This window comes from Gilliamella sp. W8126 (genome assembly GCF_016102185.1).
Classification (GTDB): Bacteria; Pseudomonadota; Gammaproteobacteria; order Enterobacterales; family Orbaceae; genus Gilliamella; species Gilliamella apis_A.
In genome coordinates this window covers 477,325-498,839 of sequence record NZ_JACFPE010000001.1, presented here as the reverse complement: position 1 = coordinate 498,839, position 21,515 = coordinate 477,325, and the positions used below count along the sequence as shown (strand labels likewise).

Sequence of the window (21,515 nt, the reverse complement as noted above, 5' to 3'; positions counted from 1 at the left end):
TATTTTATATATTTCCAGATTCCATTTTCAATACATCAAGCCCTCCCAGAGAAAATATGCTGATGGAAAACTATTATTTAATATATAAGCTGCGCCAAAACTTTATTAATCTAAATACTTGAGCTATTAAGGATTAAAGATATGCGTTTTTAAAGAATTAAACATCAGGTAAAATTATATCATCAACGCATTCTAAAATTTCTTCCGTTGTATTATTTTTGTTATGTTTTTCTCTCCATTTTTCTAAATCTTTTAGGCATAATTTAATATTTTCACGTCTAGAGTATAAGTAAATATCATCCATTGCGAATATTGCAAAAAATTTATTATCGTAAATATCACTATGGATAAATATTTTAGTTAATAAAATCCATAATTCCTTAACTAAATTAGGGCTAACAATCGGCGTTGATATATAAGGTGATGAAAACACATCTCTGATAGAACCAATTAGTTCATACATATCAGAATCTTTAGTATCTATTGCGTATTTTATTTCCTGTATTTGTTAGAGCAGGAAGGTGCTGTAATATCAATATCATGAATTCGAACGACTATTAAAGTTCCATTTGCATTCTGCCATTTATACTCATAGCCATAGTTTCCAGTATAGCCTTTTGGAGAAAATAATTTACGAATCTGAGCATTACTTGAAATAGTGATGAGATTTGAACCATCAGCGCGATTGATTGTATTACCAGATAATGTACAAGGATTAAAACCTAGTGGATCAAACCAAGTTAACGGATTCGGCGCATACTGATACAGATTCAAATCGCCCAGCAACCCAATCGGGTCTGGCTGAGTAAATCTACCTATATCCGGATCATAATACCTGAAAGTATTGTAATGTAAGCCGGTTTCTCTGTCTAAATATTGTCCCTGATATCTGAGGTTTTGCTCTATGGATTCGTGTTCGATTTCATGAATCCGCTTTCCCCATAACTGAAAGCTACATTCCCATAGTATTTTACCGTTTGCATCGGTAAGTTCTTCCGGACAGCCATTCAGGTCGGTGTGGAAGTAGCGGATATGTTGTTCTTGGTTGCCGTCTGTGTCTATCCGCGCCAGTGGTTCGTAGCTGTTCTGGTCGGTATAGATATACAGGCTGGTGGGGTGATTCTAGCCGGTTTCCTGAATCATTCTTAAGCCGTCCCACAGGAAGCGGGTACGGTTGTAGGGTTGGCCTTCGCGGTCTATCTGATGTTTTTCGATACGCCGGCCAAGTGCGTCGTAGACGTAGCCGTAACGCTGACTGCGGCCTATTTGTTCGATGCGTACTTCGCTCAGGCGGTGTTCAGCATCGTAGTGGTAGTGCTGGGTTGTGCCGATGGTCTGTTTGCTGGCAGTTCTGCCGTGCTCGTCGTAGCGGTAGTGGTGTCCTCTGAAATGCAGGAGCTGGTTACAGCGAATCAGGTTGTGATTGCTGTAGTCTTCTCTGTATTTGCTGTCCAGCAGGTTGGCAGCGGCATCGTATTGCAGGGTTTCCCAGTATCTCTGATTACGGCAGCCTTCGATTCTGCCAGTGTGATCATAGCGGTAATCGGTCTGCCCGTGTTTGCTGTGTTTTTTGCCTACCAGCCGGTCGAGGTTGTCGTACTGGTAGCTGCGTTCGAGCAGGATATCAGGCAGGATGGGATTCTGATTGCGCTGTATCTGTTTGCGTTGCAGCCGGCTGTTGCGGTCGTATTTGAACTGGGTGTTCAGGCGTCCCTGAGTGCGTGATACTTCGCGGTGCAGTTAGATAGTTATGTTAAAATAATTATGCCGTTTGAGCAAAAAAAAGACCCGCATTATTAAAATCATCAATTTTCTTTTTTAAAAATAAATACCCAATAGCATCAGATAAAAATAATGCTCCACCATCATGAACTGGAATATCTGATGAATATAATTGACCAATAAAATCATATTCATGCATTAATTTTTCACAAGCAACAATTCCATTGGGTATTTTATTTGACAAAAAAGAAAATGTTGGATAATCACTATTCTCTAATTGTGTTTTTTTTAATTCAAGATATTGAGGAACAAGGTTATTACTATTTTCGCATAGCTTTGATATGTCTGTTAGCGTTACTCTTGTAAATCCTGATTTTAAGTGATCAAGTTCTGCATCATCACCGGAATAAACAATATCGTCCAAGAAATATCTATTTTCATTATATGTTGAAAATACGGAAATATATTTAGCTTTAGGAAGATTAATTCCACTAATAGAGTCAGATAATTTATCATTATCAATTGTGAATAATAATGTTAAATTTTCACCTAATGGATTTTGGGGCCACTGGCCATCAATAAATGCTCCTCCACCAAATTTGATACCACTATTTTCATTTGATGAAGGTATAAGTTCATATACTTGTTGCATGATATCTCCATTAACATTTGCTAATTTTTTTATAAAATCTCTCTGATTTTTTTCTCAGTATACCAATTTTCTCTTCAGGAACACCAGCTCTTCTCAGAGCTTCAGATGTTATATCCAATTCTTCTTTGATTGTTGACGCGAATTGATTAGGACCTAATCCTTTCTCTGCCCTAATTTGTGCTTCATGGTAATGTACTCCTCCAATTCCTCGTGAATCTTTAGAAGGATTTCTAGTATGATGATCAAGATCTAGCGCAATCGAAGGATTCGAAGACAATCGTGCTTTATCAGCCAGACCTAATTGTTTCAGATATTCATGGCGAATAAGTTCATGGGCTTGTAGGTTATCACCTACATGTTTTGTTCCATTTAAGCTGCCATATGTACCTATATCATAAAGTGCTGCAAGTCCTAACGGATCAATCCAAGTAAATCCATTAGGCGCATACTGATACAGATTAAATCCACCCAGCAACCCAATCGGATCCGGCTGAGTAAATCTACCTATATCCGGATCATAATACCTGAAAGTATTGTAATGTAAGCCGGTTTCTCTGTCTAAATATTGTCCCTGATATCTGAGGTTTTGCTCTATGGGTTCGTGTTCGATTTCATGAATCCGCTTTCCCCATAACTGAAAGCTACATTCCCACAGTATTTTACCGTTTGCATCGGTAAGTTCTTCCGGACAGCCATTCAGGTCGGTGTGGAAGTAGCGGATATGTTGTTCTTGGTTGCCGTCTGTGTCTATCCGCGCCAGTGGTTCGTAGCTGTTCTGGTCGGTATAGATATACAGGCTGGTGGTAAATCGGTATCCTGATAAATTATAGTACTTCCACTACAGAAACATATTTCCATTTGTTCTATATTATTTATATGATTTACTTTATACTCTGGTAGTAATTGGATGATGTTGGACTGTAATATATTATTGAAATTCATTGTCATTATTCCATGCATATCATGAATAGCTATATAATTAGAATCCTTTTTATCGTCAGATAAATTAATTATTTCGTAGTTATTATATTCCTTTTTATAAATACCTATTTCTATATCAAAGAATCCTATTTTAGCAGTATACAAAGTTGCTGATTTCATCGTTTCTATTTGACAACAATGAAAAAAAATGTCTCTCTTTAAAGACGGTAGACACTTTAAAAAACTGCCATTGTTAATAATATCAATAATATCTATATTTAACATTTCCATATTTAACACCCTATCTTTTTCATTTTGCCAAGTTTTCCTTTTACTATGTCATGTTTTTTCAATGCTTTTTGTAAATGGTTCCATTCAGCTCCCTTACGTGGCCACCTGACCTTGGCATTTTCCAAATAGTCGACAACTTTTGCTTTATTTCTAGGATTTGATAAATAATCATCTAATTTATTAGTAGCTTTTTTCCAAGCAATTGATTCTGCATTCGTATTGCTAAATACAGGTTTGTAAATTATTTCACCATTTTTTCCAGGTTTTATTGCAATCTCCATTTTGTCAATATGAGCATGGGCACCTTTAGTTGCCCAGTCATCAGCGAGAACATCAATTCCGTGTGATACATGTAATCCAAGTGGATCAATCCAAGTAAATCCATTCGGCGTATACTGATACAGATTATAGCCACTCAGCAATCCAATCGGATAAGGCGAGCGGCCTGTATCCGGATCATAGTACCTGAAAGTATTGTAGTGCAGTTCGGTTTCTCTGTCCAAATACTGTCCCAGATATCTCAGGTTCTGCTGTATCTCTTCATGGGCAGTCTCCTGTACCGTTTTGCCCCATAGCTGGTATGAGTATTACCACACAATTTCACCGGCTTCATCCGTCAGCTACTCCGGTATGCCGTTCTGGTTGGTTATGCCAGCTCCCGTCACAAAACAGTAAAAGAGGCATGACCACATATTCTTTACAACACTCTAGCCGCCATCTTAGAGGCGCCTACTCGCTGAGGTGGGATTTGATACTTGGATAATTGTTATGGTGAAGATTTCTGAGGGATGTCTGATCCTGCTTGCAGACAGTAACAATATTTAAGGAATTTCGTATTCAAGAAAGAGAAATCATTCCTACTTTTCCATCCGGTGATAAACAAATAACTATTCCTTTTCCTTCCAGTCGAACTACATCACAAATTTTATTTACATTCCAATTTTTTATTTTAGCTAGCTCTAGCCAATTATTAAGTTTCCAGCTATTTATTCTACCAAGAATTACCATCTTTTTTCTAAAACCATGCATGTCAATATCTATACTTATTACAGTGTTATTTTTAGATAAAATATTGACATTGCCATATAGATGGCTAAATATTTTTGATTTTCTGTTCAGTCTTGCTACAGGTAATTCTGGTTCTCCCATCGTTTCATAAATAAGAGAATCAGATGATCCGACATGCAATTTTTTGATGTGTAGACTGTTAATAATATCCATTAACTCTATTTGAAATATGGGGTTCCATTCTTCATTCATTATGAGTAACCTATTTTAACATTATAGCTTTGTTCATTACGTCCAATCTCAATATTACCCAAAGATTTGTAGCTTATGATATCTGCATTAAAATCTATCATTTAGATGATCCTTTTTAATAAAATTATCCCTTTTTTACCTTATAAGCCCTTCTCTTTTAAATTTCGCTATCAACTCACGTCCTTTTTCAGAAAGTTCTAATTTTTTTAAACGCACCTGAATTATTTTTTTCGAAGACATAAAAAAGTATTTAGAATCGTTCATCAAAAAATCTATATAATCATCAGAATAAGGAACATTAGGATCAAAACCTTCGATTTCGGTTTTAATAATTTTTGTTAAAAATTCATCAAAGGAATTAGCGACAAGTTTTAAATCTAGATTCTGCTCTAAATAACCATTTCTGACTGTCATATCAAAATATAGGTCATTAACTTCATGATCCCAATGATAAACTTTGCCATTTGGATACAAACAAAGTAAATCTCCGAAATTTAGAGATGCTATAGCAATGGACCGTTTAGGGATTCTATTTAAATACATCCAGTTATTAGCAATTACATCTTCCCGATCTAGTTTCCTAGAGAATCCGAACATTACTTCAAGCGGAAGTAATTCACCTTGACAGTCAATGGAGTAATCAAACAGATCCTCATCAAAAGCAATGACATTATATTTCTTTAAAAATTTAATATAAGAATTATGAGAATCTGTTGTAATTTTTAATTTAGAAATAAGCTTATCAATATTTCTTGGCACAGCATATTTTGATTCAAACATTCGATTTCCTTTAATACCATTCATAATTAAGAACTAATTTACTAGCAACTTAATAGTCCTTGTTTTATAGTTTTGCGTTATTAAAAGTTACCAATCTATCAGATAATTATGAATTTTTATACTACGATGAGATCTAATTAACTTAACTTAAATTATTTACTATTTTATGATCACATTTTTAGTTATCAATGATAATTAAACCTTTTCTTATATCAAAAACGAATATTGTTATAATTATTAATTAGTTTTATCTTTTATAGTTATATTTATAATGATATTAATATTAACAAAGTGATACTATTTATCATTAGGCAATAAAAAAGGATTCAAACATGAGTAAAATATTTGATGATAATTCACAGACCATTGGCCATACACCTTTAGTTCGTTTAAAACATTTCGGACAAGGAAATATATTAGCCAAGGTAGAATCTCGTAATCCTAGCTTCAGTATCAAGTGTCGCATTGCATCAAATATGATTTGGGATGCTGAGAAACGTGGTTTATTAAACCCTGATGTTGAACTTATCGAGCCAACCAGTGGTAATACTGGTATCGCACTTGCCGCGGTTGCAGCTGCTCGTGGATATAAATTAACCTTAACCATGCCTGAAAGCATGAGCATTGAACGCCGTAAACTTTTAAAAGCTTTAGGTGCTAATCTCGTGTTAACCGACGCAGCTAAAGGAATGAAAGGCGCAATCGAAAAAGCGGAAGAGATTGTTGCTAGTAATCCTAAACACAATATTATGCTTCAACAATTCAGTAATGCCGCTAATCCAGAAATTCATGAAAAAACTACTGGGCCAGAAATCTGGCTTGATACTGACGGACAAGTCGATATTTTTGTTGCTGGGGTCGGTACTGGTGGGACTTTTACTGGTGTAACTAAATACATTAAAAAAACTCAAGGTAAAAACATCACTGCAGTAGCAGTTGAACCAAGTACTTCACCTGTTATTAGCCAAGCACTTGCTGGTGAGCCAATCAAACCAGGACCACATAAAATACAAGGTATTGGTGCAGGATTCATTCCTGATAATTTAGATTTAAGTTTGATTGATTTGGTCGAAAAAGTAAGCAATGAAGATGCTATCGATACTGCGCGGCTATTAATGGAAAAAGAAGGTATTTTAGCAGGAATTTCTTCTGGTGCCGCCGTATTTGCCGCCGACCGCTTAGCTCGTTTGCCTGAAAATGCCGATAAAACTATTGTGGTGATACTACCATCATCAGGCGAACGTTATCTTAGTACTGATCTATTTAGTGGGATTTTCACCGAGAAAGAACTCGGTTAATTCCGTTAGGTTATTGAATAAAAAAAACACCGCTGTTAAGCGGTGTTTTATTAAATGATAAAGAGTTAAGCTATTATCTTATTCGATCAAATTTAAACGTCTTGAATAATACCAAAATGTCGATAAGCATGAGGCGTAGCAATTCGGCCTCTCGGTGTTCTTTGGATATAACCTTGTTGAATCAAAAATGGTTCTAACACATCTTCAATGGTTTCACGTTCTTCACCTATTGCAGCTGCAATATTATCTAATCCTACCGGCCCACCCATAAATTTTTCGATAATAGCCAGAAGTAACTTACGATCCATATAATCAAAGCCTTCATTATCTACATCTAACATATCTAATGCTTGAGTGGCAATTCGTTCATCAATAACGCCTTTAGATTTGACATCTGCATAATCCCTAACTCGCCGTAATAAACGGTTAGCAATCCGTGGCGTACCTCGCGAACGTTTAGCAATTAAGTAAGCACCTTCTTTAGAAAGATCCATACCTAAAAATTTTGCACTACGGCTAACAATATATTCCAAATCTTCTACACGATAAAACTCAAGCCGTTGCACAATACCAAAACGATCACGTAATGGCGAGGTTAATGAACCGGCTCGAGTTGTTGCGCCAATAAGGGTAAAAGGTGGCAGATCAATTTTAATTGAACGTGCAGCAGGCCCTTCACCAATCATAATATCAAGTTGATAATCTTCCATTGCTGGATATAAGATTTCTTCAACAACTGGCGATAATCGATGGATTTCATCAATAAATAACACATCATTAGGTTCTAAATTGGTTAGCATAGCAGCTAAATCACCCGCTTTTTCTAACACCGGGCCTGATGTGGTACGTAAATTAACATTCATTTCATTAGCAACAATGTTTGCCAATGTCGTTTTACCTAGGCCTGGAGGGCCAAATATTAAAACATGATCGAGTGCGTCACTACGCTGTTTAGCAGCTTGAATAAAAATTTTCATCTGCTCACGAACTTGAGGTTGTCCAATATATTCATCCAAATACTTAGGACGAATAGCTCGATCTAAAGACTCTTCTTCTTTTTGTGCCTGTGGAGCAATTAAACGATCCGCTTCAATCATTATCAATACCTACTTTACAATACTGACTTTAATGCTTCACGTATTAGCATTTCACAATCCATTTCTGGTCTAATGACTTTACTAATAATACGGCTGGCTTCTTGTGGTTTATAACCCAAAGCAATAAGTGCTGAAACAGCTTCACTTTCAATTTGATTTGATGATTTTTTAATATCACCAATATCAATAGCTGGGTTAACATTTGATAGTTCTTCACCAAAGCGTTTAACACGATCTTTCATTTCAACAATTAATCGTTCAGCGGTTTTAGTCCCCACACCTGGTAATTTGACCAATGTTTTAATTTCACCTTGTTCAACAGCATTAATAAATTGTGCTGCTGACATTCCAGATAAAATCGCCAGCGCTAATTTTGGGCCAACGCCATTAACTTTAATTAATTCGCGAAATAACTCTCGCTCTTGTTCATGATTAAAACCATAAAGTACTTGAGCATCTTCTCGAACAGCAAAATGCGTTAACACAATCACTTCTTTGCCATTGTCGGGTAACGCATAAAAACAGGTCATTGGCATAAAAACTTCATAGCCAACACCACCAACTTCAATTAATACTTTGGGTGGTTGTTTCTCAATAATGATTCCACGTAAACGACCTATCACAATATATCCTTAATAAGTTAATATTGATTACATAAGTTTGATTAAAATAACCCTAAATTAAATAATATTTAAGATTCTAGATTAATCAAATTGATATGATCAACATTGAAAGTGAATTGAATGTAATTGTCAGTTAGTTTACCTGATAGGAAAAAATTAATAAAGAAAAACTGTATAAATAGACAGGAGATAAAAAGAAATTTTGCCGACCATGTCGGCAAAATGGATAAGACGATATCGGATTAGTTTTTCAACTTAAAATGGCATTTTAAAGCCTGGTGGTAATTGCATGCCGCCAGTTACTTGAGCCATTCTTTCTTTTTGCGCTTCTTCTAAACGACGAGTTGCATCATTGTAAGCAGCTGCAATCAAATCTTCTAACATTTCTTTATCATCTTCAGTTAATAAAGATGGATCAATTTCCACACGTTTACAACTATGTGCACCATTTACAGTCACTTTAACGATACCAGCACCAGACTCGCCGGTAACTTCTAATTTAGCAATTTCTTCCTGAGCTTGCTGCATTTTGGCTTGCATCTGTTGGGCTTGCTTCATCAAATTACCCAAGCCACCTTTTCCACCTGAAAACATAATTATTCCTCGTTAATAATATTTAGCCCGTAATTATACAGGACGAATACTCGCTTCATCAATCTTCGCATCAAAATATTGACAAATCATTTCGACTTTAGCGTCTTGATTAATAGTCTGTTTAGCTTGTTCAAGCTTTTGTTGATATAAATCTTCACGCATTTCTAACGGCGTTTTATTTTCTGGATTATCATCAATAACAATTTTTAAGTTTAATGGTTTTTGACGATATGCAGATAAAGCAGATTCAAGTTTTGTGCAATTTGCCGGTGATTTTATCAAGTGTTTTACTGACGAACGCATATGCAAAACAATATTATTGTCATCAATTTGTTCAAAATAAGAGTTAATTGCGATTTGTTTAATTAATGGCGCAAGTTCTAATTGTTCAATTTCAGCACACCACGCGTCTTTTTCAGCCATTTCAACAATTAGTTTTTTAGTCATTTCTGGCGTTTTATCAACTTTTAAAGAATCGCATAATGTTTTTGCATCAAGTGCAGGTTCATTTTTCGTTTCAACTAAGCCACAAGCTTGCCATTGATAATTTTCGGCAGTTATCTCTTCTTGTTTTGCTTCCTCATCATTTTTTTCAATATTATTGCCTAACTTGTTGGCAAGCTGCTGAGCGTCATCCCGTTTACTGTTAATTAAAGAATTAGATGGTTGATGGTGATCAACCAATTCAGGCTTTTTTGGTTTTTGTTCCTCTTTAATTAACTGCATTCGCATCTCTAAAATATTTTTAGTGATTGATGATGCATCATCGGGAAGTGATATTTCTGGTTGTGAAACAGTATTTTCATCACTAGTAACTGGTCTTACTATTGTATTGTCATTCAATTGCTGATTTTCAATAGCTGGCTTAACAGTTTGCCTAAGAGACGCGGCTTCATTTACGCTTTGTGATGAAGGTGTCACAACCTGATCTGATTGTGTTCTAATAGGCGATTCAGCTTTTTTTGTCGGTATAGTAGCTGTTGCAGCTGGTGGCTTAATTGCATCGACATTTTTAGGCATAAATGCTAAAGCGCGTAAAAAACTCATTTCAACACCCATTTTTTTATCTGGTGCAAAAGCAAGTTCTTTTCGGCCCATTAATAAAATTTGATAAAACAGTTGCACATCATTAGGAGCCATATATTGAGCTAAGAAGCGTAACTGTTCTTCATTGTCTGTATAATCACCCAATGCTGTCGGCACAACTTGTAATAAGGCAATTTGATGTAACAAAGCAATAGATTCGGCTAATAAATTATCCCAATCCGCACCTTGTAAAGCAGCTGCTTCAATCTGTTGCATCAAAGTATTACCATCATTTTGATAAAGAGCATTGATTAATGAAAAAGGAATTGATTTATCTAAAGTACCAAGCATAGAGGCTGCTGACACAGCATCGATTTTACCATTACCAAGCGCTATTGCTTGATCGGTTAAACTTAATGCATCGCGCATACTACCATTTGCTGCTTTAGCTAACAGCTGTATTGCTCGCGGTTCACTTTCAATTTGTTCTAATTGCAAAATATGTTTTAGTTGCTCAGCAATTAATGATGTATCAAGCACATTTAAATGCAGATGCAAACAGCGAGATAAAATAGTGATAGGTAATTTTTGCGGATCAGTTGTTGCTAATAAAAACTTAACGTGTTCTGGTGGCTCTTCCAATGTTTTTAATAAAGCATTGAAGCTACTACGAGAGAGCATATGGACTTCATCGATTAAGTAAACTTTAAAACGTCCTTTGCTTGGCAAATATTGAATATTATCTAAAATTTCCCGAGTATCTTCGACTTTAGTACGTGATGCGGCATCAATTTCGAGTAAGTCAACAAATCGACCCTGTTCAATCTCACGACAATTATCACAAACACCACAAGGGGTTGCCGTTATACCACTTTCACAATTTAAACCTTTGGCTAATAATCGAGCAATCGAAGTTTTACCTACACCTCGAGTACCAGAGAACAGATAAGCGTGATGAACTCGACCAAGAGAAAGAGCATTAGATAAAATTTTTAAAACATGCTGCTGTCCTACTACTTCAGAAAATGATTTTGGTCGCCACTTACGTGCTAAGACTTGATAACTCATAATCACCGTTACTTATTACTAATAAATTTTGCTAATCATACCATAAAGTGTCAATGTAGTCTTTAAGATGCCGATAACCGATTCGATATTAGGTGAGATTTTTAAGCAATAAAATACCCTTTGCACAAATTTTGAAACTATTAGGCTGTTTTGAAGGATTAATTATTGAAAAATGATTTATCAACCTTCAAACAGTCAATCGAAGGTTGATAAGTAAAGGAAATAATCAATTGATGATTAATCATGAATGGTTAATCTTGATTTAAAAAAGCCCATGCATATTGTGCATAAAATTCTGCACCTAATGCCATGCCATCTTCGTCGACATTAAAACAGCCATGGTGATGTGGCCATTGAGTATCTTTTTCAGGATTACCTGATCCGACTAGAGCAAATGCACCAGGAATGTTTTGCGTATAATAACTAAAATCTTCACCGCCGGTAGTTGGTGCTTCAAAATACAATGCATCTTCGCCAAATGATTCAACAATGACTTTTTGTGCTAATAGAGCGCTTTCTTTATCGTTAATAACCGGTAAAGTACCATAGATATACTCAACTTCAGCTGTCGCTCTATACATGGCTGCAACTTGGTTAGCATAACGTCTAATTGCAGCTTCAATTTTCTCACGCACTGCAACATTAAAGCATCTCACCGTTCCTTCTAAAACCGCATTTTCAGCAATTACGTTAAAGCGCGTACCCACATCCATTCGACCTATAGTAACAACCGCAGGATCGAGAGGCGATATTTCACGAGAAACAATTGATTGAACATTCATAACAAATGCAGATGCAACCATAACCGCATCCACTGTGTCATGAGGCATTGAACCATGACCTCCACGCCCTTTAAATCTAACTGTTAATAGATCTGCTGAAGCAAAGCTTGAACCAACAACACAAGATACTTTACCTACCGGCATTTGTGACCATATATGCATACCAAAAGCGCTATCAACACCTTCAAGTACACCTTGTTCGATCATCCCTTTTGCCCCTTGAGCAATTTCTTCAGCCGGCTGAAATACTAACCGTACATTACCTTTTAACTGTTCACGGATAGAATATAACGTTTTAGCAGCCGTTAGCAACATAGCTGTATGAGTATCATGTCCACAAGCATGCATTTTGCCATCAATAGTGGATTGATAATCAATATTGGTACTTAATTCCTTAACCGGTAAAGCATCAATATCTGCCCTAAGTAAGATTGTTTTACCTGGTTTACCGCCTTGAATATCAGCAATAATTCCAGTCGGCTTAGTGCGTCGATAAGTAATACCAATTTTATCAAGTTCTTCAGCAATTCTATCGGTGGTTCTAAATTCTTCCCACGGTAGTTCTGGATGACGATGTAAATCACGACGAAACGCGATCATGTCGTTAATATTCTGTTTTATTGAATCTTTAATAGTTTGATTAATCATGTTACTACCTTTTATATATTTCATATGTATTCATTTAATAGTGCACATATTTGCACAAATCTACAAGTTGAATCTGATAATTAAATTTCCAACTATTTTATTGGTGTTAACGGGCCAACAATCATATTAACCATGATGCCAGCTAATACAACTGATACCATCGTTACTGAAATAAATCCGCCAATTAACATTGGTGGTAACATATGGCTGGTTAATACCTCTTTTTCTTTTGGATCTTTGGTTAAGTTATTAATGACCTCGTTAGTGATAATATAATCGGCCGGAAATCCATATAATGCAGTTAAGGCGATCGAAAAAGCCATTTCTTTACTTACTTTTAAAACTTTACCGACAATAACCGAGAAAATAAACATCCCAATAACGGCAGAAAGAATAAAAATAATTAAAGGTGTGATAAGCCTAATTAACATATCAGGCGTTGCTCGACTCAAAGTATCAAAAATAAATAACATCAATCCCATTACTGCCAGCCCGAAACCACCGGCTTTCTTTAAAGGATGACGCTCTAAAAAACCTAAAGAAGCAGCAACAACACCAAATAATAAACATAAGACAAATGGACTAATACTGACGACGGGTTTTAATACTTCCGACACTGAATAAGCTAAAAAACCGACTATTGCAATACGCAAAAAGATAAAGTACGAAGAATTATAACTCGCTGGAATTTTAGCAAACAGACTAGGCATTGGATTTTCATCAGTAGTTGCAGTTTGCTTATCCATAGTAGTAACATCTTTTTCAACTACCCAAGTCCCTTCATGATATTTTTTCAATACACGGCGGCCTTCTTTTTTCAGCATAATTGATGTTAATGGATAACCAATAAAACCTTGCATTACATAAATTATAATTGCAAATACAGCCAAATCTGGCAATCCAGCTTCGGTTGCCCCTTTAGCCATAATAATAGCTGAAACAATACCACCGACTAATGGTGGAATAGCGACAATAATGGTATTGAGATCAAAAAATAGATATCCAACAATAATAGCAATAACAATAATACCCACAATCCCAGAAAGCGATATGAGTATTGTCTTCCATTGTAGTATCAACTCATTTATTGATAACAAAGTTCCCATGTTCACAATCAATAAATACATAAACATAACAGCTACCACATTTGGAATACCTGCTCGAGCAACAATATCAGTTGGAAAAAATGTCCAATAACCTAATAAAAACAGTACCGCGCAAATAAAAACTGAAGGTACCCAAGCTTTAGTTCGTGTTGAAACAACATCACCTAGATATAAAATAATAAGCAATAAAACTAATGCCAACATCTGTGGCATATCATTCATAACGGACATATAAACTCCATTTTTAATAAAAAATTAAATTATCAAAATAATTAAAATGATATCAAAATGGCTATTATAGATAATATTTTAAACATTGTTATATGTTTTTTATCATAAAATCATTAATTTCGTCTAAGAAAAGATTACCATATTTTTCTAATTTGATTTTACCAACACCAGTAACATTAATCAGTTGTTTCTTACTTTCAGGTTTGATTTGCACCATCTCAAGCAAGGTTGCATCACTGAATACAACATAAGGGGCAATATCCTCCATATCAGCAATTTCTTTGCGTAACCGCTTAAGATTATTGAATAATATTCGTTCTTCATAAGATAATATCGTGGTTAAATTAATCGCTCGAGCATAACGATTTAAGCGACTTTTCTTCACAATTTCTAAACGTGGTTTTGCTAAAGATAAAGCGACTTGACCTTTAAGAATCGCACGTGCTTGTTCGGTCAATTGTAACGTAGTAAAGGTGGAAATATTTTGACTCACATATCCCAAATAAATTAATTGTCTAATTACACTAAGCCAATAATCAGAAGAATGCGCTTTTCCTATTCCATAAACCGATAATTTATCATGACCATTTTCTTTAATTTGTGAGCGAGAAGAACCACGTAACACATCGACAACATATTGAGCACCATAACGTTGCTCAACTCGGTATATGCAAGAAAGTATTTTTTGTGCATCAATTAATCCATCATAATGCTCGGGTGGATAAAGACAGATATCACAGTTGTTGCAAGGTTCGGTTCTATTCTCACCAAAATAGTTAAGTAATACGGTACGCCGACAAGTCATACTTTGGGCGAATGACTCCATGGATTGAATCTTATGTAACTCAACTTGCTTATGTTTATTCTCTGGTTTATCAGCAATTTGTCGATGATACCAGTTTAGATCTTTACTATTAAATAATAAAAGAGCCTCTGCCGGAACGCCATCACGTCCTGCTCGACCAGTTTCTTGATAATATGCCTCAATCGTTCTTGGGCAATCAGCATGTACCACAAAACGAACATTGGGTTTATTAATTCCCATCCCGAAAGCGACAGTAGCAACAATAATTTGCACATTATCTTTCAAAAAACTTTCTTGTGCTTGTTGACGCTCAGCAGTGGTTAAACCAGCATGATAAGCAACGACAGAGAATCCTCTCGCAGCCAGTCTGGTTGTCATATCCTCAACTTTGGAACGACTAGAACAGTAGACAATACCACTATTCCCTTTTTGGGTTTCAATAAAAGAGACAACTTGCTCAGTAAGATTAAATTTTTCAACTACCGTATAACGTATATTTGGCCGATCAAAACTACGCACCACCACTAACGGATCGATTAAATTAAGCTGATTAATCACATCTGCTTGAGTCAATTTATCGGCGGTTGCTGTTAACGCGATAATTGGAACTTCGGGAAAACGCAATGATAAATGGTTTAATTGACGATAGTCAGGCCTAAAGTCATGCCCCCATTGTGAAATGCAATGCGCCTCATCAATAGCGATTAATGATGGAGGATGAGCAGTAATTAATGAAGAAAAGGACGACACGGCCAGTCGCTCAGGTGAAATATATAATAATTTAATTGTGTGATTTAAATACTGTTCAATAATGTTTTGTTGCTCTTCTGGAGATTGAGTCGCATTTAAAAAAGCCGCCGAAATTCCATTAACGATTAATTGATCAACTTGATCCTTCATTAACGAAATAAGTGGCGAAATAACCAACGCAGTACCAGGCAATACTACTGCCGGAATCTGATAACAAAGCGATTTACCGCCACCTGTTGGAATAATGGTTAAAGTATCTCGTCCGGCAATAACTGATTCGATAATATCTCTTTGCTGATTTCTAAACGATTTGTACCCAAAAACATTATGTAAAACGTCTTCAATCTGATCTTTAAATGACATACTAACCTAAACCAGTAATACCTTATCTATTTTCAAGGAGTATAACGAATTTGAAATTAACAAACCACCGTGAATTTACATTTATTTACAATTCATAAAAAATTGCACTATCCCTAAACGATTATCATCGGGAAATAAAATTGGTAAAAATCGGATTTTGTATATTATTTGATTAATAACATTGACTGTTTTTCCAACAAACAAACTCAAAAGATTAAAAAAACAGCTATTTTTGATTTTTTTACTTGAAACAAAACAGTTTGCCAGCTAATATTTGCGTGTTTCAAATGTACGCCCGTAGCTCAGTTGGTTAGAGCATCACCTTGACATGGTGGGGGTCAGTGGTTCGAGTCCACCCGGGCGTACCAATTTAAAGCCTTATTCCACAAGAATTACAACAAATTTAAATCACCTTTTAAAAAACCGCTGGGGTAAAATAGGGGTAAAACCTCTACCAGTAAGTTTGTATTTTTAATATTAAAATTTCTAAATTTTCGATCTGCTTGCCAATATTTAATGTCACAAATTCACATAAAAATATTTTTTATTTATGATAAATAAACCCAATTGTACAAAAATTTGTATTTAAAACGTTAAACATTAAATTCCCGCAAAATTTTGTTTTATTTTTTTAATTAGTCAACTGAGGTAAATTAGTTTAATGATTCTAAATATCGTGTGATAGTAGCTAAATGAAATACGTATAAATACCACAATGTTTTTTGTTTTCTAGTTTGTGTGCATTTAGTTTGGCGATAACGAATCAAATATAGATAAAATGGAATTGATAAACAAAATGAACTAAACCCTACAGCTTCTAAATTAATAACATTTACTGATAGCAAAAAAACCAAAATTACCTACTAGTTGATTTAACATTGCTATTTTTACTACCAGTTATTAAATTATTTACGCGATAAATTGCATAAAGCGAAACACAATAGTTGTGCAAATATAAACAAATTAAATGCTGTCATATATTAAATTATAGGAAAAGCATTAGCTAAATTTTCTTAAATGATAATAACAATATTGCAACATGCAAAAAACAGTTTAATGATAAAAAAAGATGCGCAAAAAACCCCTTTCCTCACTTTTTTATTAATTAAATTCTACTAATCCAAACCCTATTCCAATTTAGCTTTCGTCAATAATTTCTACTTCTTGGGGTAATTGGGGCGTCCGTCCATAATAGGTATAAGACTTATTTGGTTTTATTCTTTTTTTGAATTCAGGACTTTGTGGATCATCAAACAACAATGGATCTCTTTTACGATTCATTTCTCTAAAAGCATAGTCCTCATCAGCATGCATATGTCGCCATGAATTTCGATAACCTAAGGTTGCATAGATACGATTGTTTATAAATGAAGAACGCATACCCAATAAAATAAAGCAGATAACAACAAAAGAAGCATAAATAACCAAAAATAACAGAGTAATAAAAATAAAATCACTACCATCATCAAAAATAGCTATTATCATAAAAATAATATAAGGAAATATCAGTAGGCAACAAATCAATAGACAACCCTTAAATAATTCTAAGGTTGATGAACAATTCCCTTTAGGAAAAAACAAAGCATGGTATTTGGGCATTCGCACAGCATAAACAAAATACTTATTTTTTTCGGTCTGTTCGACAACCATTTCAACATAGTCGCCATTCTTAAAAATAATATCTTCTAATTTTCCTTCAACTTTAATATTACCAACATAACAATAAAAGTATGTACCTTTAATAAGCTTTCTTTGTAGAGTTTTAGAAGGTATGACAATAACAACCATGTCTCTTATAATTGTATAAAATAATAAAAAAATGGCCCTAATGAGCCCACCGTATTCATCAATAAATGCTTTTGTAAGATCGCCTGAGTGCTGTTCAACTTTAGTTTTAGTCTTTTCGAATACCGTTAAATAATTAACTCTACCTTTTAATAAACAATAATATTTAGCCATTAAAGTCCCTAAATCCATCTAGTTAATTGTTCCATAAGCCATTCAATGGATGATTATTTAAATGAGTTATATTACTATATTATTTACAATCTTATCACTTAAATCGAAATAAAATAATTTTATAAATTGAACAATTAGGTGGTTTATTGAGGAAGAAAAGAGATAAGTAAGTTAATACAACTTTGACCCCAGTAGGAATCGAACCTACAACTAGCCCTTAGGAGGGGCTTGTTATATCCATTTAACTATGAGGTCATCAAGGACGTTTATTCTAATAAATTTACCAAGGCAATATCAATCAAATAATGAAAAATTTTCTATTTCAAGCAAACATGATACAATCGTTACATTCAACACTTTATCATTTGTATTCGGTAGCATTATGAGAAAAAAAATTATAGGTATGATGTTCTCGGTTTTAGCGTTGACAGGTTGTGCGACCTATCAGGCTGAAACAAATAGTTATAGTGACCCATTATCGGGTTTTAATAAAACAATGTTTAATGTTAACTACTATGCGCTTGATCCTTATATTTTGCGCCCAGCTGCCGTAGCGTGGAAAGATTATGTTCCAACACCAGTACGTAAAGGAGTTGTTAATTTTTCCTCTAACCTTTCTGAACCTGCATCGATGGTAAATAGTGCTTTACAAGGTGAAGGACATGAAGCAGGTAAACATTTGGCAAGGTTCTTTATTAACACTGTTTTTGGTGTTGTCGGTTTATTTGATGTTGCAAGTGTGGCAGATCCTCAATTACAAAAAGGTCCTAAACGTGGTTTTGGTGATACATTAGGTCATTACGATGTCCCTTATGGCCCTTATGTTGTATTACCTTTCTATGGTTCAGCAACACTTCGTCAAGAAGGTGGTGATCTGGTTGATACTTTATATCCACCACTTGTTTGGATTGATTGGCAATGGGCACTGGTTCGTGGTGTATTTGATGGCATTGAAGCTCGTGCTGTGGCTATTGAGTATGAAGATTTAATTAAAAATAGTGATGATCCATACAACTTTATGCGTAATGCTTACTTCCAGCGCAATGATTTTAATGCTTCTGGCGGTAAAGTTGATGAACAAAAAGAACAACAACGTCAACAAAGCATTAATGGCATTCTTGATGAAATTGATGCCCAATAAATAGTAAGATTTATTAAATAATTAACGCCGATTTATTCGGCGTTTTTTATTTGCCTTGCATTTCGGGTAAATGGTGCCAGAACCGTCTAGGCATATTTTGCCTTTGTAATCTTGGATTGATTCGTTCTTTTATGGTTAAGGCCTGACAATAACGATTCCACATGGTTTGAAACAATTTTTCATCATCAGTTAGATAATCTTGGTTAATTTGCTTATTAACGATAAGAGGATCATTATTGTTCAACCAGATTTGCTCAATCTTATCTAAATCATAAAAATAACCATATTGGCGTTTTTCATCATAAATTGCCCATTTTTGATCGGCATAACGATCTTTAAAAAATCGAGTAGTTAACGGTAAAGCGTTATATATAGGCTCTATAACCGCAAAGTAAATTTTGTCATTATTATCACAACTGTTTGCTGGATTTTGGATACTATTGAAGCGAACAAATTGCTGAATATGATGTTTTTCTTTATTTACCTTTTTAGCTATATCATAAACAGCTAACACATCCGCATCAGCAAAATCAGTTTCAATCGAATTGGTTGACTTGAATACTTTACAAATATAGCGAAAGATAATTAAATCACTTTCAGGTAATTCTGATAGCCAAGTAAACAAGAGTTGATTTAGCGCAATCTGTGATAATTTTTTTTGCAGTGCAGTATAAACACGCTCATATTTACTGTTTCGATACTCAACTTGATGAAAATCAGTAACCAAAAGTGGCACATCTTCGCCCTCAGCTAATAAACATTCAGGCATTTTTTTTAGTTTAAATGCATCAAACACCGCACACATTAGTCCTTCGAAAGACTTATCATAATAGAACGCCAGCATAAATTACCATCCCATAACTAGTTGCTGTGGAAGGGATTGTTGTTTTACTTCAAGACGAGGCAAATCTTGTAAACTAAGACGGATATATTCGGCAGATGAATCAAGTACTTTAAATGTATTCATTTCATGACAAATAATAAAAAACTGCGCTCGTTTTAGCACCACACCAATACGTTTGAGCGCCTCTTTATTGAGTTTTCGATGTCGCCTTGCCATAACAATTAATTTTGCTGATTTAACGCCAATACCTGGCACCCGTAGAATTTTTTGATAACTATCCCGATTGATATCAACCGGAAAAAATTGTGGATTACGAATCGCCCAAGATAATTTGGGATCAACAGTCAAATCAAGATCTGGATGTTCATCATTTACAATTTCATCGACACTGAAATCATAAAAACGAAGTAACCAATCTGCCTGATATAAACGATTTTCTCGCACTCTTGGTACTTCTTGCAAAACAGGTAATCGCTTATCATAACTATTCACAGGAATAAATCCCGAATAGTAAACCCGCTTCATACTTGGTCGCTTATATAGTTTGGCGGTGAGCTGTAAAATTTGATTATCAGTTTCATCTGTCGCGCCAATAATCACCTGAGTACTTTGCCCAGCAGGAACAAATTTTGGTGTTGATTTGATTTTTTTACGATCTTCAATATTTTCTAGCAAATTTTGCTGAATATGTCGCATTGGTTGATAAATGGTTTGATGATCTTTATCTGGCGCCAATAATTTTAAATTTCGCTCGGTAGGGATCTCTAAATTGACACTCATTCGATCAACGAGTAAACCTGCTTCACGAATTAATTCATTACTTGCACCTGGAATCGCCTTCATATGAATATAACCATTAAAGTTATATTCTTGCCGTAATATTTTGACCACACGAATCATTTTTTCCATCGTGTGATCAGCACTACGTACAATACCCGAGCTTAAAAACAGCCCTTCAATATAATTGCGACGATAAAATTCAATCGTCAGTTCCGCTAACTCTTTTGGTGTAAATCCTGCACGAGGAATATCATTACTCTGGCGATTGATACAATAAGCACAGTCAAACATGCAATAATTCGTTAACATGATTTTCAACAGTGAAACACAGCGACCATCAGCAGTAAATGAATGGCAAATACCACAGCGAGAAGCACTACCAATACCTTTATTTTTATTACTGCGTGAAGTACCACTTGAGGCACATGAAATGTCATATTTTGCAGATTCGGCTAAGATCTCAAGCTTTGAGATCATTTTTTCTTGAATCATAACTATCACCAACAACTGTATATACTTACAGTATTATAATTATTTTATTGCCGTTAGCAAGTTAATAATCAGATCGAATTTAAAAATTTTTGTTCAATAAACTTGCGATTAAGACTGATTTAATCAAAATTTCATTAATAGAATGTAAATATATTCATATTGATTGATTTATTGACCGGTTATCCCAATTTTATTTATTAACTTAACAAATAAAATCAATCTGGGGGTATTGTTCAGCTTACAAGTGTACGCTATAATCAGACCAATTTTTCATATGAAGCC

Annotated in this window: 19 protein-coding genes, 2 tRNA genes and 2 pseudogenes; 3 read left to right on the top strand and 20 right to left on the bottom strand. The window is 34.9% G+C overall.

What is annotated here, in order from left to right; all coding sequences use genetic code 11:
* Positions 1-157: 157 nt before the first annotated feature.
* From H3S74_RS02285 to H3S74_RS02245, 9 genes and pseudogenes are all read right to left on the bottom strand, one after another.
* The gene (locus H3S74_RS02285) at positions 158-463 is read right to left on the bottom strand and encodes a hypothetical protein (RefSeq protein ID WP_198247133.1); all 306 of its coding nucleotides are present in this window, start codon (positions 461-463) and stop codon (positions 158-160) included.
* 29 nt (positions 464-492) lie between these two features.
* Complete coding sequence (locus H3S74_RS12525) at positions 493-1,032, bottom strand: RHS repeat-associated core domain-containing protein (RefSeq protein WP_370547460.1); 540 nt, start codon at positions 1,030-1,032, stop codon at positions 493-495.
* Between the two features lie 90 nt (positions 1,033-1,122).
* Positions 1,123-1,332, bottom strand: a complete 210-nt coding sequence (locus tag H3S74_RS12635; protein WP_370547458.1) for a hypothetical protein — start codon at positions 1,330-1,332, stop codon at positions 1,123-1,125.
* A 430-nt stretch (positions 1,333-1,762) separates the two neighbouring features.
* On the bottom strand, positions 1,763-2,374 hold the full coding sequence (locus H3S74_RS02270) for a hypothetical protein (RefSeq protein ID WP_025329786.1): 612 nt from the start codon (positions 2,372-2,374) through the stop codon (positions 1,763-1,765).
* Positions 2,375-2,384: 10 nt separating this feature from the next.
* Positions 2,385-3,179 (bottom strand): annotated as a pseudogene (locus H3S74_RS02265) (RHS repeat domain-containing protein); the annotation flags it as partial.
* The gene (locus tag H3S74_RS02260; protein WP_198247131.1) at positions 3,122-3,586 is read right to left on the bottom strand and encodes a hypothetical protein; all 465 of its coding nucleotides are present in this window, start codon (positions 3,584-3,586) and stop codon (positions 3,122-3,124) included. The gene H3S74_RS02260 and the pseudogene H3S74_RS02265, both read right to left, overlap by 58 nt.
* A 2-nt stretch (positions 3,587-3,588) precedes the next feature.
* Positions 3,589-4,155: pseudogene (locus tag H3S74_RS02255) on the bottom strand (RHS repeat-associated core domain-containing protein); the annotation flags it as partial.
* A gap of 268 nt (positions 4,156-4,423) precedes the next feature.
* On the bottom strand, positions 4,424-4,846 hold the full coding sequence (locus H3S74_RS02250; protein ID WP_110447999.1) for a hypothetical protein: 423 nt from the start codon (positions 4,844-4,846) through the stop codon (positions 4,424-4,426).
* 135 nt (positions 4,847-4,981) lie between these two features.
* Positions 4,982-5,626, bottom strand: a complete 645-nt coding sequence (locus H3S74_RS02245; protein WP_181414671.1) for an SMI1/KNR4 family protein — start codon at positions 5,624-5,626, stop codon at positions 4,982-4,984.
* Positions 5,627-5,958: 332 nt separating this feature from the next.
* On the opposite strand from H3S74_RS02245, the gene cysK reads away from it, so the two are divergent.
* Entirely contained in the window at positions 5,959-6,924 is a 966-nt protein-coding gene (cysK, locus tag H3S74_RS02240; protein WP_086364358.1) for a cysteine synthase A, read from the top strand.
* A gap of 92 nt (positions 6,925-7,016) precedes the next feature.
* Here the strand turns inward: cysK and ruvB are convergent, their stop codons facing one another.
* The 7 genes from ruvB to recQ all read right to left on the bottom strand — a co-directional run bounded on the left by ruvB (position 7,017) and on the right by recQ (position 16,017).
* Positions 7,017-8,021 carry a Holliday junction branch migration DNA helicase RuvB gene (gene ruvB / locus H3S74_RS02235; RefSeq protein ID WP_065578930.1) on the bottom strand — a complete coding sequence of 335 codons (1,005 nt, stop codon included), beginning with the start codon at positions 8,019-8,021 and terminating at the stop codon, positions 7,017-7,019.
* A 14-nt stretch (positions 8,022-8,035) separates the two neighbouring features.
* Complete coding sequence (ruvA, locus tag H3S74_RS02230; protein WP_110448001.1) at positions 8,036-8,644, bottom strand: Holliday junction branch migration protein RuvA; 609 nt, start codon at positions 8,642-8,644, stop codon at positions 8,036-8,038.
* 255 nt (positions 8,645-8,899) lie between these two features.
* Positions 8,900-9,238: a YbaB/EbfC family nucleoid-associated protein gene (locus tag H3S74_RS02225; protein WP_086364356.1), complete on the bottom strand. Its 339-nt coding sequence runs from the start codon at positions 9,236-9,238 to the stop codon at positions 8,900-8,902.
* Between the two features lie 33 nt (positions 9,239-9,271).
* Positions 9,272-11,332, bottom strand: a complete 2,061-nt coding sequence (gene dnaX, locus H3S74_RS02220) for a DNA polymerase III subunit gamma/tau (RefSeq protein ID WP_198247130.1) — start codon at positions 11,330-11,332, stop codon at positions 9,272-9,274.
* Positions 11,333-11,583: 251 nt separating this feature from the next.
* The gene (locus H3S74_RS02215; protein WP_198201086.1) at positions 11,584-12,762 is read right to left on the bottom strand and encodes a M20 family metallopeptidase; all 1,179 of its coding nucleotides are present in this window, start codon (positions 12,760-12,762) and stop codon (positions 11,584-11,586) included.
* A 92-nt stretch (positions 12,763-12,854) separates the two neighbouring features.
* The gene (locus H3S74_RS02210; protein ID WP_110448068.1) at positions 12,855-14,081 is read right to left on the bottom strand and encodes a hypothetical protein; all 1,227 of its coding nucleotides are present in this window, start codon (positions 14,079-14,081) and stop codon (positions 12,855-12,857) included.
* Positions 14,082-14,187: 106 nt separating this feature from the next.
* A complete protein-coding gene (gene recQ / locus H3S74_RS02205) occupies positions 14,188-16,017 on the bottom strand; it encodes a DNA helicase RecQ (protein WP_110448004.1) in 1,830 nt (609 codons plus the stop codon).
* Positions 16,018-16,308: 291 nt separating this feature from the next.
* On the opposite strand from recQ, the gene H3S74_RS02200 reads away from it, so the two are divergent.
* A tRNA-Val gene (locus tag H3S74_RS02200) sits at positions 16,309-16,385 on the top strand.
* A 769-nt stretch (positions 16,386-17,154) separates the two neighbouring features.
* Here H3S74_RS02200 and H3S74_RS02195 read toward each other — a convergent pair.
* Both H3S74_RS02195 and H3S74_RS02190 read right to left on the bottom strand, forming a co-directional pair.
* Entirely contained in the window at positions 17,155-17,976 is an 822-nt protein-coding gene (locus H3S74_RS02195) for a hypothetical protein (RefSeq protein WP_198247129.1), read from the bottom strand.
* 183 nt (positions 17,977-18,159) lie between these two features.
* Positions 18,160-18,231, bottom strand: a tRNA-Arg gene (locus tag H3S74_RS02190).
* Between the two features lie 127 nt (positions 18,232-18,358).
* On the opposite strand from H3S74_RS02190, the gene H3S74_RS02185 reads away from it, so the two are divergent.
* Positions 18,359-19,117, top strand: coding sequence for an MlaA family lipoprotein (locus tag H3S74_RS02185; protein WP_198247128.1), 759 nt, complete (start codon positions 18,359-18,361; stop codon positions 19,115-19,117).
* A 46-nt stretch (positions 19,118-19,163) separates the two neighbouring features.
* On the opposite strand, the gene H3S74_RS02180 is transcribed toward H3S74_RS02185, so the two are convergent.
* Both H3S74_RS02180 and H3S74_RS02175 read right to left on the bottom strand, forming a co-directional pair.
* On the bottom strand, positions 19,164-19,961 hold the full coding sequence (locus tag H3S74_RS02180; RefSeq protein WP_198247127.1) for a TIGR03915 family putative DNA repair protein: 798 nt from the start codon (positions 19,959-19,961) through the stop codon (positions 19,164-19,166).
* A 3-nt stretch (positions 19,962-19,964) separates the two neighbouring features.
* Positions 19,965-21,230, bottom strand: coding sequence for a putative DNA modification/repair radical SAM protein (locus H3S74_RS02175; RefSeq protein WP_366939961.1), 1,266 nt, complete (start codon positions 21,228-21,230; stop codon positions 19,965-19,967).
* Between the last annotated feature and the right edge of the window lie 285 nt (positions 21,231-21,515).